We start from the raw sequence: 14,523 nt of genomic DNA on the forward strand, positions 1-14,523 counted from the left end.
TCGCGCCCCGATTGTCCTGGTCGACGGCTATTCCGTATGGCGGTTCGACAATGGCGAACGTATTGTCACGTGTCACCACGATCAACTTCGTTGCGCGCTGGTCGGTGGAATAGCGGGTGTTCGCGGGCCTGGTCCGCGGCCGATGGATCTGCTGCCCCCTTTTGTATTGACTTCGTTTATCGTCGCGGTTTTACTCGTCGCTGTCGACGTCCGGTGGGTGAATGGAGTCTCCGTGAACTCCGGTCACTGGCACGGCGATTCGGTGGGGGTCGACCGATTCGCGCGGGCCGAAGCAGGGGCCTGGTGTCGGTGTTTCGACCGTTCGTACGTACCGCTGCGCGTGCCCCTTTCGGGCATCGCGTGTATTACGGCACGACTTCTGGAATCCGCGCGCGGTGAGGGTGAGCGTGCGCGGATCCGTTTTCGGCAACGAATATTCGAAAGGATCGATTCATGTCTCGTCGCACGTTCACCGCCGGGGCGACGGCCGGTGTCGCGGGGGCGTTCGCCGCCGTTGTGGCCCTGTCCGGAACCGCCCAGGCGCTGCCGCCGGAAGCCCGCAGCATCTCCATGAACTGTCTCGATCTCCCCTCCGGCACGTCCGGCTGGTGGGGCACCAGTGCAACACTGGTCACGTCGGACCCCGCCGGCGCCCCATACCCGCAGCGAATGAAGGTCGCCGTCCCCACCTCCCCCGCGTCGTTCCCCCCGAACATCTTCACCACGACCGTGCGCACCGTGCAGACCGGGGCCGGGAATGGAACCGTGTGGGACTTCACCGGCACGTTCAACCCACCAGGCGTCCCCCAGACGTTCGGACCGCTGCGTACGGTCACCAGGATCCCGCCGGGCACCTCCGTACGGTTGAAGACCACCACCGGCACGCCCACCGCCACGAACTGGTCACTCAGGATGTCCGCCACCATCGACGGCTACTCACTCGACATTGCTTGTACCGGCGACCAGGGGTGGACCTCGCCCGACTTCACCTTCTGACCCGCCCGGGCCCGCCCGGGCCCGCCGCACGACCGCACCGCGCAACACGGCCCACCGCGCGGCACGGGCGTCGCCCCAGGGCATGCCGAGCGCCGGGGAACTGCTGCGTCCGTCACCGCCTGAACCCCGACGTCCCGCAACGCGCGCCCCAAGTGGTCGTCGCCGTCGGGCGGTTCGGGCGGTGGTGGCGGCGAGGCGCGCCATCGAGGTTTGCGGTGCCTGGTGCGGGGGTGACGAGTTCGTACGGTTCGAGAAAGCGGGCCGCTCCCGTCCGCCACGGGTGTCACGGTGACCCCGTGGACACGGACGACCTCGACCGGAACCGGACATTGCGCGAGCTACTGGAGGCGCGCTGAAACCATCGGCTCCGGGCCGTTCAGCGGGCGGAGCCCACCCTCCGGCCCGCAACCGAGGCGCCGGTGGGCCAACGGTGGTGGTGCCGATCGATGACGTAGTGGTGCCTGTGTCGCCAGCCGGCGTCGGACCGGACGGCGTCGGACAGGTGCGGGTGCCCAGCAGGCAGATCGGGGTGGACGTGGCCGAGCCGTTCCGGGTCCCGGGAGGGCCAACTCGCCGCAGCGGCGGTGGTGGCGGACAGGGCGATGACTCCCAGGACGACCGAGGTGGTCGACAGCCCCTTGCCGGCCGCGAGCCAACCGGCGAGGGGATACGTGAGCAGCCAGCAGCCGTGCGAGAGGGAGAACTGGGCGGCGAACGCGGCGGGCAGGTCCGCGTCGCCGGCGGAGCGCCGTATCACCCGTCCGCCCGGTGTGAGGACCGCCGAACACGCCGCGCCGACGGCCGCCCAGGCCAGGAGGATCAGGATCCACGACCGGGTGTCGGGTGCGCAGGCGGTGATCACCCCGACCGCGACCAGGACCACCGGCAGGGCGAGCGCCGCCGACAGCATCACCGCACGGTCGGTGAAGCGACGAAGGAGGCGGGGCAGAAGCAGGGCCGCAACCATGGACCCGGCACCGTAGGCCCCCAGAGCCACGGACACGGCTCCGGCGGAGCGGTGGAAGTGCCCGCGTGTCATCACCACCGTGTCGACGAACACGATCGCTCCGGCGGCCGCGACCGCCAGGTCCAGGGCGAGCAGGGCTCGCAGCCGAGGGGTGGCCCGGAACAGGCGGATGCCGAACGCGGCCCTGGCGTGGATGCCGCCGGTGCGCTCGACGGGAACGGGCTTGGGCAGCACGGCCGACACCACCAACGCGGCCGACGAGACGAATCCGACGGTGGTCCCGACGAAGAGCCAGTTGTAGGAGAGCAGGGCCAACAACCCGGCGGCCAGGGCCGGGCTGAACAGGCTTTCCAGGTCGTAGGCGAGCCGGGACATCGACAGGGCGTTCGTGTAATCGCGTTCGGCGGGCAGCACCTCGGGGATGGTGGCCTGGAACACCGGGGTGAAGGCCGCCGACGCTGCTTGGAGCAGGAAGATCAGGAGGTGGATCTGCCAGACCTGGGTGACGAACGGCAGCGCGAGCGCGACGCCGGCACGGACGAGATCCGTCACCACCAACAACACGCGGCGCGGGATCCGGTCGGCGACCGCGCCGACCACCGGCGCGATGGCGACATAGGCGACCATCTTGATCGCCAACGCGGTGCCCAGCACCGCCGACGCGTCGTCCCCGGCGATGTCGTACGCGAGCAGACTCAACGCGACCGTGGCCAAGCCGGTGCCCAGCAGGGCGACGACCTGCGCGGTGAACAGGTGGCGGTAGGTGCGGTTGCGCAGTACGACCAGCATCGGCCCCGTCCCGGTCGGCGGTGTCGAAGGACGAAACCATCATAGTCATCACGTGCATACGTGTGCACATGTTGACGACGGCGCAGCGGGTCTTTTCAGTGAGGCGGCCGGGTCAGTCGTGGGGCGGAAGGGTCCGGATCTCGTGGTCCGCGACGTTCAGGGCCTCGTCCACCAGACGTCGCAGGTGGCCGTGGCGCAGGGAGTACACCACGCGGCGACCGTCCCTGCGGGTGGTGACCAAACCGGCCAGGCGCAGCTTGGCGAGGTGTTGGCTGACCGAGGGGCGGGGCGCCTCGCATGCCTCGATCAGGGTGGTGACGTCCGCCTCGCCCCGACCGAGTCGGTACAAAAGCGCCAGGCGGGTGCGATCCGCGAGCAGGGCCAGGATGGACGCGGCGACGTCCAGCCTCTCGCCTTCGTCCGGCTTCTGCGCAGAGGTTGCATCTGCGAGACGTTCGTCCACGCTCATGTGCACATCGTAGGGCGAATCGTCGCCGCTCCCGGTGCCGGCGGCCGGCCGTGGGGATAGGTCCGGTTCGCGCCCGGTCCCGGGCGACTTCGCGCAGCGGTCGTGGACGTTCGAGGCCGACGACGGTGGACCCCTCGTGCCCGGGACGTCGAGGGGCCACGGCAGGTCTCGCGCCGGGTTCCGGGTCGCCGGCGTGGAAGGAGCACCGAGGCGATGACCGGGTTGTGCCGGGCCATCAGGCGCCGGGCCGCACGCGAGCACTGCGTAGGCAATGGTGCGTACGCCGATGCCCCGGTCGGTCGGGCCGTGGGCCGGCCCCGGGCGCGCGCGGGTCGCCGCGATCCGGGGACGAGCGTCCAGAAGGTCCACGTGCCCCCGCGCCTCCCTCCCTTCCGCAAGGGGAGCGTCGCATGTCGTGCCGGGGGCGGTCAGGTGCTCGGGGCGGCGGCCACCGGCTCCTCTTCCTCGGGCTCGGGGGCGTCGCTCAGGCCGAGCCGGAGGTGTTCGACGTGGTAGAGCGCCTGGTCGAGCAGTTCGCAGACGTGGTTGTCGTACAGGGAGTAGACCACCGAGCGGCCCTTGCGGGTGCCGACCACCAGGTCGAGGTTGCGCAGCAGGCGCAGTTGGTGGGAACAGGCGGACTGTTCCATACCGACCTCGCCCGCCAACTCGGTCGCCGGCAGCGGCCCCTCGCGCAGGCGGGCGAGAATCAGCAGCCGCGACGGGGTGGCCAACGCCTGCAACGTCGGCCCCATCGGCAGCGCCGGCCCAGGCGGCTGACCCACACGACGGATACACCGCGCTGCGGAATCGACACCGGCACGACGTCGATCGCGATCACCGCGACCCGGCCGGGTCCTACCTGTACTGCACCTGCGGCCTGTGGCGCGTCGGCCCCATCGACCCGGGCGACTTCGGGGAACCCAGTGACGAGCACAGGTACGACGTCCGGCAGTCAAGGCAAACTCCTCTTCTCCGTACGCGCGTTACCCCCGCGATGAGAAAGCGAACGCCCGCAGCGTTCGCAGAGCACGGTGGTGGCGCCGCGCGCTCGGGCTGCGACGAACCCGTCCATGGAAGCCGCGAATTCGCCGATCCTCGTCCTGGGTCGCCCTGCATCCGGAGGGCTGTGGCATGGCGACGCTCTGCGGGCGGTTCGGGTGATCGGTAACCATGCGTCGTACCGAGATGAAAGAGGGGACTCGATGGCTCGGCAGGCCCTCGTCACAGAGCGATGACCCGACGGCCACCGCCTTCCTCCTTCGGATCTCGGCGAACTCGGCCCCGCCGCGTTCCCTAGGATGACGGTTCACACATCACCGTCTCGAAGGGTCCGTCGTGGCATTGGACATGGAACCGGACCGCCTCAAGGCGGCCGTCGCCCACCAGCCGGACCCCCTCGTGTTCGCGACCGTGTCCGGCGCGCACCTGTACGGGTTCCCCTCCGAGGACTCGGACGTCGACCTGCGCGGCATACACGTGTTGCCCCTGGCCGAGTTGGTCGGGCTGCACGAGGGCGAACACACGCGCGCACGCACGTGGCAGGCCGACGGCGTCGAGTACGACCTCGTCACCCACGACGTGGGCAAGTTCGTCCGGCTGCTCCTGCGCCGCAACGGCTACGTCCTGGAACAGTTGCTCTCCCCACTGATCGTCCACACCACCCCGGCGCACGCCGAGTTGGTCGCCCTCGCCCCGGGACTTGTGACCCGACACCACGCGCACCACTACGCCGGGTTCGCCCGCACCCAGTCACGGCTGTTCGACCGCAACGGCGAACTCAAGCCGCTGCTCTACACGTTCCGCGTGCTGTTGACCGGGATCCACCTGATGAGGACGGGTCTGGTGATCGCCGACCTGCGCCAACTCGCCGACCTGCACCCGACCATCGCGCCGGCATACCTCGACGACCTGACGGCCGCGAAACGCGCGGCGGAGCACGGGGCCGTGCACGAACTGGTGGCGCCGGACACGATCCGGGCGGACATCGAACGACTGCAAGCAGCACTGGACGACGCACACCAGGCATCCACACTCGCGGATCGACCCCAGGGCCACGATGCCCTCCACGACCTGCTGGTGAAGGTACGCCTGGCCGAACTCTGAATCGACACCTCCGCAACAGGTGAAGCAACTCGGCCCATCAGGCTTCCCCTTGGTCGTCCACGCAACCAAGTGCACCACGTGCGGCGGCACCCCTACCCGACAGCGACGTCGCCGCGCCGGAACGCTTCCGCGGCGGTGCATGGCCGGCTACGTAGGTACGCCGCTACACCCACGGCATACGCCACCACGTTCGCGACGACGTCGAGCAGCGCCGTCCACGCATCATCGGGCGCGGCATGCAGCAACCCACTCCCGGCATCGTCCTGTCTCCGCGTGGCCCACTTCAGCGCCCGCTCGAACCGTCGGCACGACCCGGAGCCGCCCTGCAGGTCAAACAACCGTTGAAGGTCGGCATCGCCGAGACCCCGGTGAATCCCGCACCGCCGAGCGAGGTCCGCGTCCCCGTCACGGCGGATGGGGAAGCGGAAGCTCATGTCGTTGCCTTGGGCGCCCACGTAAGCGTGCTGTGTCAGGACCGTGCGGGGGACGGCGATCGTCCAGTAGCGCGGCCCGGTTGCTCGGTCGAGGGGATCCGGAGGATCTCACTCCCGTGGACGACGGGCTGGATCCAATTGGCCAGGACGGACCGCATCCGTTCCTCCGCATGATCGGCGCCCTTGACGATCGGCTCCAAAGTCCCGGCGTGGCGAACAACTCCTCGCGGCGCTCCGGGGACAGCCGGTCCCACCACGCGGCGGCCGCTCCCCGGCCCGCTCACGGGCACGGCGCTCCTGATCGGCGGCCTGCCGAAGCCATGCCTGCTCGGCGCGGACGCGATCCTCCTCGTCTTCCGACGTCCGCCGGGCGCACGCGAGTTCGAGACGGTGCTCCCCTGCCGCTGCCGCTCTCCCGCGCCACGCCGGTGCGGCCTCGGCTTTGCTTCGCCTCAGTCGGCCTCGCGTTCGGGCGACCGAGGGGGCGTCGGCGGTACGGCGGTGCCGGTCGGCTCGGGCCGAGAGCAGGGGCGGGCAGTACCGAGGGCAGCGTCGCCGGGACCACACCCGAGGCGAACCCGCCTGCCTCTCCCTCGGCAGCCCGACATGACGCTAGCCTGACGGTCATGCGTCCGATGACCCACGAGGAACGAGATGCCTTCCTCGCAGAGCCGCGTGTCGGAGTCCTGAGCGTCACGGCCGAAGCGGGGCGTGCTCCGCTGACCGTCCCGATCTGGTACGAGTACCGGCCGGGCGGACTCGTCAAGGTGATCACGGCCCCCGGCCTGCGCAAGGTCCGGCTCATCGAGGAGGCCGGCCGGTTCGCGCTGTGCGCGCAGGTGGCCGAAGTCGACGACTACCGGTACGTGTCGGTGGAGGGCCCGGTGACCGGGATCGCACCGACCCCGAGGCAGGAGCGCTTCGACCTGGCCGCCCGATACATGGGCCCGGACCGCGCCACCGACTACATCGACGCGACGGAAAAGACCGCTGCCGGCTACATCACGATCCACATGCGGCCGGAATGGTGGCACACCTTCGACTTCAGAGTGACGCACGAGGGCCGATAGGAGCGACTCCACGCCATCCGGTGGCGGGTCCGGTCGCGCCGTTGCGGACGACGGCAACTCCCCACGAGGTTCGCCTCGCTCGAACCGGGTGCGTCGAGGAATGCCGTGGCGCGTTGTACGTGACGGTCGAAATCGACGGCGAGCACGTCGTCTGGACGCATTGGCACAACTCCGTCAAGGACAGGGGCGACCTGCCGGAACTCCGGTTCTCCGCAGGGCAGTACGAGGACGAGACCGGCGCTCCGGAGCCGAACATCGATGGGGAGTGGCCGACGGAAATGGTCGCGCGCCTGTTCGAGGCGACGCCGACGGGACGCGAGGACTGGCCGGCGCGGTGGGACTGCGACCTGGACGCCGTCCGGTCCACGCCGGCCGCGAGCCGACCGGCAGCAAACGACCCCGAACTCGGCGCTGCGGGCCGCGAACCCACCGACCTTCTCCCGCCGCTCGGGCTCACGCTGACGGCTGGGGACACGCAAGCCGCGCCGGACCTGCTGCCACCGGTATCCAGGACAACTCCCACCGCGTCCGGACTCGTCGGGGTCACGAGGGTGGCCACTGCGGGTCGGCGCCGAACAGCCGCGCGCAGCCCGTCGTACGCGGCGCGCGTCCTACCCGCGCAGGACGCGCCGCGCAGCACCACGAACAGCGCCGACCCCACTTCGAGGCCGTGTGCCGCAACCACCTTCTCAGTCCCGGCGCCGACCTCGCCGGCGCACCCCTGGGGCACGTCAGCGCGTGAGCGGTCACCGACCCGTCCTCCCGCACCTCCGTCGAGATCGACGCGGCAATCGTCGCGGCCGGCACCAGCGCCCACCCGTCCCAGGGTCGCGCTGCTCGGCGAAGTCGAATGGGGAACCACAACCGGGCTGCCTTACCTCCAACGCCTGACTCGTGCCCGCGACGTCCTCACCGGCCGCGGACTGGAAACAACCGGATGCGTCCTCGCGTGGTTCAGCGCCACAGGCTTCACCAACCGCCTTCGCCACGAAGCCGACGCCGCCGACGACGTCCGCCTGATCGACCTCGACCGGTCGTACGCCTGATCCCATCCGGCCCGCACCAGCCGTCGCGGACCGAGTCGCAACCGGCACCCGACGCCCTGTGCGGCGTCGCGGTGTGATCCCGTGTGGGATGTTCCGCACCCCACCCTTGCAAAGCAAGACGTGACCGGCGTCCGAACCACGATCACCGTCGACGCCGACACGAACCGCAAGGTCGTCTCCGCCGTCACCCGGACGACAGTCCCCGCATGTCCCGCGACCTCACGACCGCCGTCGACGACGCCGCCCATCGCCGCCTCCTGACACGCCACGAGCACGTGGACGATCACGGGGCGGATCCACGGATGACGCGGCTGCTGCCCGGTGCCACGATGGAGTGGAGAGACCTTTTCGCCCGGCGATCGGGGAAGGCGATCATGAGCCGCGAGTATCACTTTCACTGCGAGCACGCCGGTTGCTCGGTCACCGTGGGCCTGCGGATGGGCAGGACGCGGGAACTGGAGCTCCTCGTGGACGGGAAAGAGGTCGCCGCCGCCCGCGTCCACGGCCACCGCGTCCAAACGCAAGTGATGACCGCGATCCTGCCCACCGACCCGCCCTTCGGCATCGAGGTCGAAGTGACGCTCCCGGGCGCTCTCGGCGGCGATCCGGTGAGCATCCTGCTCGCTGATGGCGAACGCAAGCCCATGCCCGCCCGGGAGGTGCCCCGGCGGTCACGCCCAACGGAGGCGTCCTGGTACTCCTGACCTATCGGGGAGCCTGACAGGAACGCCGCCCCCCACCGGCCCGACACGGCGCCGCTTGCGGAAGGCGACGCCGGCGCACGTGGACCCGCGACGCCGTCATCCGCCGCCCCGCCGGCCGTTCTCGGCTCGCTCGCCGCAGGATGGTTCACCCGATGGGTGCAACCGGGACTTTGCGGAGCGTGCTCGCGATGTGGTCGGATGACCAGGCCCGCAAATCGGGCCGAACATCGTCGAGTTACCCGAAAGTGAAGGATTCGCCGTGGCAACCACACGCACCGCCCACACGGAGTGGGAAGGCAACCTCCCGGATGGGAAGGGCCTCGTCACCTTCGACTCCTCCGGCATCGGCGAATACCCCCTGTCGTGGCCGGCGCGCGCCGAGACCCCGAACGGGAAGACCAGCCCCGAGGAACTGATCGCCGCCGCCCACTCCGGCTGCTTCTCCATGGCCCTCTCCCACGGTCTGACCGGCGCCGGCACCCCGCCCACCAAACTCGAGACCAAGGCCGACGTCACCTTCCAGCCGGGCACCGGCATCACCGGCATCCACCTGACCGTCGTCGGCCGGGTGGCCGGACTGGACGAGGCCGCCTTCGTCAAGGCCGCCGAAGACGCCAAGGCCAACTGCCCCGTCAGCCAGGCCCTCACCGGAGTCGCGATCACCCTCACGGCCGGCCTCGCCTGAGCCGGATCCGAACCGAACGAACACCCGCTCCGACCGGCCCCGCGCAGGCGCGCGGGCGCCGCCCCACCCGATGACCCGACTCCGCACGGAGCCTGGGGACTTCGCCCCGACACGACACACACGTCTGCGGGTCACCAAGGGCGGTTCGTCGCGCCTGGCGGCGGGCCGCCGTTCCACGTCACCCACGGCGCCGTGCGACCCGCACCGACATCGGGGCCTGTCCCGCCGCCCGGTCCCCGACGGGTCCGCCCCGGCCGTCCCGCCCGCGTCGGTGGACACCGCAGGGCGACGCAAGTCCGGGCCGCCGCCTCCGCGCCCGCGTTCGCCAACATCGTCAGGTGGGACCGGCACTTGCCGACCTGCTCGCGGGTGTCGCGGCGTCCGTCGGGAGCGGTGGGGATCGGATGACGACATTCCCGACGCCGCGTTGTTGCGGAACGTCGCCTCAAACCCCGGGGCCGGGCCGATCCCGACCGCGTCGCGCCCATGCCGCCCGGGTCGTAGATCCCCCCGAGCAGGGACAACACCGCCCCGGTCGTGTCGAGTTCGGGTTTCGACCGGCTGGACAGCGCCGCCCATGTGGCGATGGGCGCCACCGAACATCGGATGTACCTGATGCTGCAGGAGACCGTGGGCGCCTCGGGCGCGGGGCGAGATGGTCCAGCGGCTTGCCCCGGTGCCAGTCCTCGGCTCCGAGAGCTCTCGAAGAACAAATAGCGACCTGCCCCGCGACACCACAACCCTGCGCCCGGTCTACGCCCGAGTCCCGCGCTCCGGCCGGATCCGCCGGGGTGGCACCGTGCGCCGGGCTTGACACCGACGGTGCGCTCCCGGCCGTGCGAGGTCAGTACACGTCGCGGCCGTAGCGCTTGTCGGCGGCGAGCTGCTTGACGTACGCGGCTGCCTCGTCCTCGTTCAGGCCGCCCTGGGCCATGGCGATCTCGCGCAGGGCGCGGTCGACGTCCTTGGCCATCCGGCCGGCGTCGCCGCAGACGTAGAAGTGGGCGCCGTCCTGGAGCCAGGACCACAGCTGGGCGGAGTGTTCGCGCATCTTGTCCTGGACGTAGATCTTGGCGCGCTGGTCGCGGGAGAAGGCCAGGTCGAGGCGGCTCAGGGTGCCGTGGCGGTGGAACTCCTCCAGTTCGTGGCGGTAGTAGAAGTCGGTGGCCTTGCGCTGCTCGCCGAAGAAGAGCCAGTTGCCGCCGTGGTGGCCGAGGGCCCGGCGCTGTTCCAGGAAGCCCATGAACGGGGCGATCCCGGTGCCGGGGCCGACCATGATCGCGGGGGTGCCGGGGTCGGCCGGCGGGCGGAAGTGGGTGGAGCGCCGGACGTACAGCGGCACCTCGCTGCCCGGTTCGGCGTCGGCGAGGAAGGTGGAGGCAACGCCCTTGCGCGGGTGGCCGGATGGGCCGTCGTAGCGCAGTACGGAGACGGTCAGGCCGACCTCGCGGGGGTTGGCGAGGGGGCTGGAGGAGATCGAGTACAGGCGCGGTTGCAGCCGCTTGAGCAGTTCGGTCCATTCCTGGGCACCGATCCGGACGGGGAACTCGGTGAGGACGTCGACGGCCTGCCGGCCCCAGGTCCACTTCGCGAGGCCGTCCTTGTTGTCCGGGCGGATCAGGTGCTTGAGTTCGCGGTCGCCGGTGCGCTCGGTGGTGAAACGCAGCAGGTCGGGGGTGATGCGGGTGATGTCCAGGTGGCGATGGAGCGCCTGGGCGAACGGCATGGGTTCCGAGCCCGGGAGGAGGACCTCGGCGTCCGGGGACAGACCGGTGGCGGCCAGCCACTCCGCCACCAGGTCGGGGCAGTTGACCGGCCATATCCCCAGGGCGTCGCCTGCCTCGTACTCCACGCCGCTGTCACCGAGGTCGAAGGTGAAGCGGCGGATCTCCTTGCCCGCGCCGGGCAGGCTGAGCAGCCGGTTGCCGGACAGCCGGGCGGCGTACGGGGCGGCCTTGCTCGGCCGCACCGTGCTCGCAGCGCCTTCCGTTGGCACAACAGGAGCTGCGACCGCAGGAGCCGCGCTCGGCTCGGTGGGGGTCGCGAGGGCGGCGATCACCTGGTCCAGCCACCGTGCGGCGGGCTCTTCGTAGTCCGGCTCGCAATCCGCACGGGGCAGCAGACGCACGGCTCCGAGCTCGTCGAGGCGCTGGTCGAGACGACGGCCGTGACCGCAGAAGTCGGCGTAGTCGGAGTCGCCGAAAGCCAGCACCGCGTACCGAACGTCCTCCAAGCGGGCGGCGTCGGCAGCGCTGAGGGCCTGCCAGAAATCGGACCCGTTGTCCGGCGCTTCTCCCTCGCCGAACGTGCTGGTGATCACCAGCAGGTCCGTGCCGGGCGACAGCGCGGCAGGACCGAGGTCCGCCATGCTGTGGAGGGTCATCGGACGGCCTGAGTCGGCCAGGCGCCCGCCGATGGTGCCGGCGAAGTCCTCGGCATTGCCGGTCTGGGAGGCCCACAACACCACGACCCGCCGCGTCGGCTCACTCGCGGCAGCGGGCGACGTCGGCTCCGTCGGCTGCGCCGCCGGCAGCCCCGGGGCCGCGGGCAACCCCGGCACCGGCACCGGCGTCCGGGAGAACGTACCGGCCAGGACGCCGTCGACCCACAGGAGGTTCGACGCCTCGAACGGGGCACTGGCGGGGAGCGTCGGCACGGCCGTGCCGGGCGGTGCGGCGGCTACCCCCGCGAGGAAACCGGCCAGGTACCGGCGCTCGTGATCGGCGAGGGCCGGGGCGCTCAGGTCGGCCAGGCCGAACAGGCCCGCGATGCCGGAGACGGGCGAGACGGCCGGACTCGTTTCCATACGCACCAGAGTCGTGACGGCACCTTGCTCGGCGGCGGCGGGGGCGGAGGCGGAGGTGGCAGCGACGGGGGTAGCGGCGACGGGCGCGGGAGCCGGCGCCGGTCCTGCCGTCGCGGAAACCGGGCCGAGGACGGGCACCGGCGCCTTGGTCCTGGTGAGGGTCACCGCGCAGACCTTGAACTCGGGCTGGAAGGAGATCGGGTCGACGGCGTCGTTGGTGACCGCGTTGACGCTGAGGTACTCGCCGAACAGGTCGTTCCAGTGGAACGGCGCGAAGCAGTTGCCGGGCCGGACCCGGTCGGTGACCACCGCCGGCAGCACCGCCCGCCCGCGCCGCGAGGCCACCTCCACGCCGTCGCCGGCCACGATGTCCAGCGCGGTGGCGTCCTGCGGGTGCAGTTCGACGAAGGGTCCGGGGTTGAGCTTGTTGAGTTTGGCCACCCTCCCGGTCTTGGTCAGGGTGTGCCACTGGTGCTGCAGACGTCCGGTGTTGAGCACGAACGGGTACTCGTCGTCCGGGAGTTCGGAGGCAGGCAGGTGCGGACGGGCGAAAAAGGAGGCCCGCCCGGACGCGGTCGGGAACGCCAGGCGGGGCCGGCTCCCGTCCGGGCGCTCGACCAGGGTCTGGCTGACACCGTCGTTCAGGTAGCGGATCGGGTTGCGGTCCGGACCGTCCACCGTCGGCGCGGGCCACTGCACCGGCGTGCTGCGCAGCCGCTCGTAGGTGACGCCGCGCAGGTCCCAGCCGGTCTTCGGGTTCCACGCCCGCCGCAGCTCGTCGAAGACCTCCTCGGCGGAGGCGTACGTGAACGCGTCGGCGAAGCCCATCTCGCACCCGACCCGGGCAATGAGCTGCCAGTCCGGCAGCGCCTGCCCCGGCGGGTCGACCGCCCCCTGGACGAGGGTGAGGTTCCGCTCGGAGTTGATCATCACCCCGTCGGACTCCGCCCATAGCGTGGCGGGCAGCACGATGTCGGCGTACGCGTTGGTCTCGGTCTCGGTGAACACGTCCTGGGTGATGACCAGTTCGGCCTTCTCCAGCGCCTCGATCACGGTACGCCGATTGGCCACCGAGGCCACCGGGTTGGTGCAGACGACCCAGCACGCCTTGATGTCACCGGCCGCCATGCGCTCGAACATCTCGATCGTGCCCTTGCCGACCTCCGTGCGCAGCGTGCCCTCCGGCACACCCCACAGGTCCTCGATGAAGAGGCGGTCCTCCTCGACCAGGACGCTTCGCTGCCCGGGCAGGCCCGGGCCCATGTAGCCCATCTCGCGCCCGCCCATGGCGTTGGGCTGGCCGGTGAGGGAGAAGGGGCCGCTGCCGGGGCGGCAGATCGCGCCGGTGGCGAGGTGGAGGTTGACCAGGGCGTTGGTGTTCCAGGTGCCGTGGGTGGACTGGTTGAGGCCCATGGTCCAGCAGCTCATCCACTCCCCGGCCTCGCCGATCCACCGAGCCGCCCGACGGATGTCGTCCTCCGGTATCCCGGTGACCTCGGCGACCTTCGCGGGCGGGTAATCCGCGAGGAAACCGGGCATCTCCTCCCAACCCTCGGTGTACTCGGCGATGAACGCCGGGTCGGTCCAGCCGCCTTCGACCAGCAGGTGCAGCAGGCCATTGAGCAACGCCAGGTCGGTGCCGGGCTTGATCTGCAGAAACAGGTCGGCCCTGTCCGCGGTGGCGTTGCGCCTCGGGTCGACCACGATCAGCTTGGCGCCCGCGGACTTGACGCGGTCCATCATCCGCAGGAAGAGGATCGGGTGGCAGTCGGCCATGTTGGCGCCGATGACGAAGAACGCGTCCGCCTTCTCGAAGTCCTGGTACGAACCGGGCGGCCCGTCCGCGCCCAGGGAGAGCTTGTAGCCGGTGCCGGCGCTCGCCATGCACAGCCGGGAGTTCGACTCGATCCGGTTGGTGCGCAGGAAACCCTTGGCCAGCTTGTTGGCCAGGTACTGCGCCTCCAACGACATCTGGCCCGACACGTACAGCGCCAGAGCGTCCGGCCCGTGCTCGTCGAGAATCGCCCGCAGCCGCCCGGCAGCCTGCGTGATCGCCGCATCCACGTCCAGGGCCACCGGCTCGGCACCCCGCTCGGGACGGACCCGCGCGGTCGCCAACCGCCCCGGCGCGGCCAACAGGTCCGCGTGCGTCGCACCCTTGGTGCACAGCCGTCCGCCGTTGGCCGGATGCTCCTTGTCACCGGAGGACTTGGCGACCATCCGCCGCCCGTCGGCACCCTTGGCGATGTCCAGCACGATCCCGCAGCCGACCCCGCAGTACGAACAGACCGTCCGCACCCGCCCCGCCACAGCCTTCTGCTCCGCCACAGGAACGCCCCCTCCAGACCAGCAGCGCGGGTCGATCCCGTCCCCGCCAACCTAGAAAGGCCCTGTTTCCCCGGCATGACCGGCAACGCCACGACCATGTAACACCCACCGCACCCGATGCCG

11 protein-coding genes are annotated in these 14,523 nt (G+C 70.7%); 6 read left to right on the top strand and 5 right to left on the bottom strand.

Features of this window, described 5'->3' with window-relative positions:
* Window positions 1-453: 453 nt before the first annotated feature.
* Window positions 454-996: a hypothetical protein gene (locus ABZ374_RS26870; protein WP_360315380.1), complete on the top strand. Its 543-nt coding sequence runs from the start codon at window positions 454-456 to the stop codon at window positions 994-996.
* A 376-nt stretch (window positions 997-1,372) separates the two neighbouring features.
* Here ABZ374_RS26870 and ABZ374_RS26875 read toward each other — a convergent pair whose 3' ends face one another.
* The 3 genes from ABZ374_RS26875 to ABZ374_RS26885 all read right to left on the bottom strand — a co-directional run bounded on the left by ABZ374_RS26875 (window position 1,373) and on the right by ABZ374_RS26885 (window position 4,006).
* Window positions 1,373-2,752: an MFS transporter gene (locus tag ABZ374_RS26875; protein WP_360315382.1), complete on the bottom strand. Its 1,380-nt coding sequence runs from the start codon at window positions 2,750-2,752 to the stop codon at window positions 1,373-1,375.
* A gap of 112 nt (window positions 2,753-2,864) precedes the next feature.
* Window positions 2,865-3,221, bottom strand: a complete 357-nt coding sequence (locus ABZ374_RS26880; RefSeq protein WP_360315384.1) for a metalloregulator ArsR/SmtB family transcription factor — start codon at window positions 3,219-3,221, stop codon at window positions 2,865-2,867.
* A 428-nt stretch (window positions 3,222-3,649) separates the two neighbouring features.
* Complete coding sequence (locus ABZ374_RS26885) at window positions 3,650-4,006, bottom strand: metalloregulator ArsR/SmtB family transcription factor (RefSeq protein ID WP_360315386.1); 357 nt, start codon at window positions 4,004-4,006, stop codon at window positions 3,650-3,652.
* Between the two features lie 565 nt (window positions 4,007-4,571).
* Between ABZ374_RS26885 and ABZ374_RS26890 the strand changes: the two genes are divergently transcribed.
* Window positions 4,572-5,327 carry a nucleotidyltransferase domain-containing protein gene (locus ABZ374_RS26890; RefSeq protein ID WP_360315454.1) on the top strand — a complete coding sequence of 252 codons (756 nt, stop codon included), beginning with the start codon at window positions 4,572-4,574 and terminating at the stop codon, window positions 5,325-5,327.
* A gap of 92 nt (window positions 5,328-5,419) precedes the next feature.
* On the opposite strand, the gene ABZ374_RS26895 is transcribed toward ABZ374_RS26890, so the two are convergent.
* Window positions 5,420-5,761 carry a hypothetical protein gene (locus tag ABZ374_RS26895; protein ID WP_360315388.1) on the bottom strand — a complete coding sequence of 114 codons (342 nt, stop codon included), beginning with the start codon at window positions 5,759-5,761 and terminating at the stop codon, window positions 5,420-5,422.
* A gap of 626 nt (window positions 5,762-6,387) precedes the next feature.
* Between ABZ374_RS26895 and ABZ374_RS26900 the strand changes: the two genes are divergently transcribed.
* From ABZ374_RS26900 to ABZ374_RS26915, 4 genes are all read left to right on the top strand, one after another.
* Complete coding sequence (locus ABZ374_RS26900; protein WP_360315390.1) at window positions 6,388-6,831, top strand: pyridoxamine 5'-phosphate oxidase family protein; 444 nt, start codon at window positions 6,388-6,390, stop codon at window positions 6,829-6,831.
* Between the two features lie 113 nt (window positions 6,832-6,944).
* Window positions 6,945-7,877 carry a hypothetical protein gene (locus ABZ374_RS26905; protein ID WP_360315392.1) on the top strand — a complete coding sequence of 311 codons (933 nt, stop codon included), beginning with the start codon at window positions 6,945-6,947 and terminating at the stop codon, window positions 7,875-7,877.
* 206 nt (window positions 7,878-8,083) lie between these two features.
* Window positions 8,084-8,581, top strand: a complete 498-nt coding sequence (locus ABZ374_RS26910) for a hypothetical protein (RefSeq protein WP_360315394.1) — start codon at window positions 8,084-8,086, stop codon at window positions 8,579-8,581.
* A 259-nt stretch (window positions 8,582-8,840) separates the two neighbouring features.
* Window positions 8,841-9,266 carry an OsmC family protein gene (locus tag ABZ374_RS26915; protein ID WP_360315396.1) on the top strand — a complete coding sequence of 142 codons (426 nt, stop codon included), beginning with the start codon at window positions 8,841-8,843 and terminating at the stop codon, window positions 9,264-9,266.
* A gap of 844 nt (window positions 9,267-10,110) precedes the next feature.
* Here ABZ374_RS26915 and ABZ374_RS26920 read toward each other — a convergent pair.
* Window positions 10,111-14,400 (bottom strand): bifunctional nitrate reductase/sulfite reductase flavoprotein subunit alpha, encoded by a 4,290-nt coding sequence (locus ABZ374_RS26920; RefSeq protein ID WP_360315398.1) that lies wholly within the window; start codon window positions 14,398-14,400, stop codon window positions 10,111-10,113.
* Window positions 14,401-14,523 lie beyond the last annotated feature (123 nt).

The organism is Embleya sp. NPDC005971 (assembly GCF_040629175.1).
Lineage (GTDB): Bacteria > Actinomycetota > Actinomycetes > Streptomycetales > Streptomycetaceae > Embleya.